The organism is Mesorhizobium sp. M7A.F.Ca.AU.002.02.1.1 (genome assembly GCF_003998535.1).
Lineage (GTDB): Bacteria > Pseudomonadota > Alphaproteobacteria > Rhizobiales > Rhizobiaceae > Mesorhizobium > Mesorhizobium ciceri.
The window spans coordinates 1-1170 of the sequence record NZ_RZPB01001220.1 but is presented as its reverse complement, the minus strand read 5'-3'; the positions used below and the strand labels follow the sequence as shown (position 1 = coordinate 1170).

General features: G+C 65.6%; 2 protein-coding genes and 1 pseudogene. All 3 read right to left on the bottom strand.

Translation table 11 applies throughout. The features are described from left to right. A pseudogene (locus EN879_RS36630) lies at nt 1-383 on the bottom strand (sugar MFS transporter); the annotation flags it as partial. Then, entirely contained in the window at nt 380-880 is a 501-nt protein-coding gene (gene nusB, locus EN879_RS36625) for a transcription antitermination factor NusB (protein WP_013532244.1), read from the bottom strand. The pseudogene EN879_RS36630 and the gene nusB, both read right to left, overlap by 4 nt. Further along, nucleotides 877-1170, bottom strand: a 294-nt coding sequence (locus tag EN879_RS36620) for a 6,7-dimethyl-8-ribityllumazine synthase (protein ID WP_164774873.1), incomplete at its 5' end; no start/stop codon positions are given. The genes nusB and EN879_RS36620, both read right to left, overlap by 4 nt.

Genomic DNA, 1170 nt, shown 5'->3' with positions numbered 1-1170 from the left:
AAGCGGAACTGCTGGACGAAGGCGCCGCCGACACCGATCGTGAGCAAGCCAAAGGCAAACAGCCAGAAGCTCCCTTGAAAAAGCGCAAGCGTGGCGATCAGGCCGCCAAGCGCCGTGACGATCGTTCCGGTCATGAAGCCGCCGCGCTGGCCCATTCTGCGGATGATGGCCGCTGCGGGCAGCGCGCCGAGCGCCACGCCGATGTTGAAGCCGGTGATCGGCGCTGTCGCCAATGATTTGTCGGGGCCAAGCAGATATTGCCCGGCCAGCGCGCCCACGGAGATGGCGATGGGGGCCGCCGAGCCGATGATCGCCTGCGATGCGGCCAGGATCAGCGCCGTGCGGCGCGCCTCGCTGCCTGCCTCGACGGCGATTGCCGTCATGATGCGTCCTTGCCGCGCCCCTCGCCACGCACCCGGCGTGACACACGGTCGAGCACGGCATTGACCAGCTTCGGCTCGTCTTCCTCGTAGAAGGCCTTGGCGATGTCGACATATTCGGAGACTATGACGGCGACCGGGACATCCTCGCGCTTCATCAGTTCGTAGACACCGGCGCGCAGGATGGCGCGCAGCGTCGAATCGAGCCGCGACAGCGGCCAGTCCTCGGTCAGCGCCTGGCGGATGATCGGATCGATGGTCTTCTGGTTCTCGACGACACCCGCCAGGATAGCGCGAAACCATTGCGCATCGGCCTCGCGATAGAGCGCGCCGTCGACTTCCTTGCCAAGGCGAAACGCCTCGTACTCGGCGGTGATCTCGAAGACACCGCTGCCGGCGACATCCATCTGATAGAGCGCCTGCACGGCGGCCAGACGGGCAGCGCCGCGCTTGTTGGCGTGGCGCATCGCGGGCTGCCCGGGCGAAGCGGGTTCGCTCACGATCGCGCTCCCAATTGTTCCTTGAGGGCAATCATGGTCAGCGCCGCACGCGCGGCAAAGCCGCCCTTGTCGCCTTCCGAGCGCTTGGCGCGAGTCCAGGCCTGGGCGTCATTCTCGGTGGTGAGGATGCCGTTGCCGATGCAGACCGAGTCCTGCACGCTCAAATCCATGAGCGCGCGGCTGGATTCATTGGCGACAATGTCGAAATGATAGGTGTCGCCGCGGATGACGGTGCCGAGCGCGACAAAGCCATCATAATGTGTGCCGCCTTCCGTCGCGCCGTCCAGTGC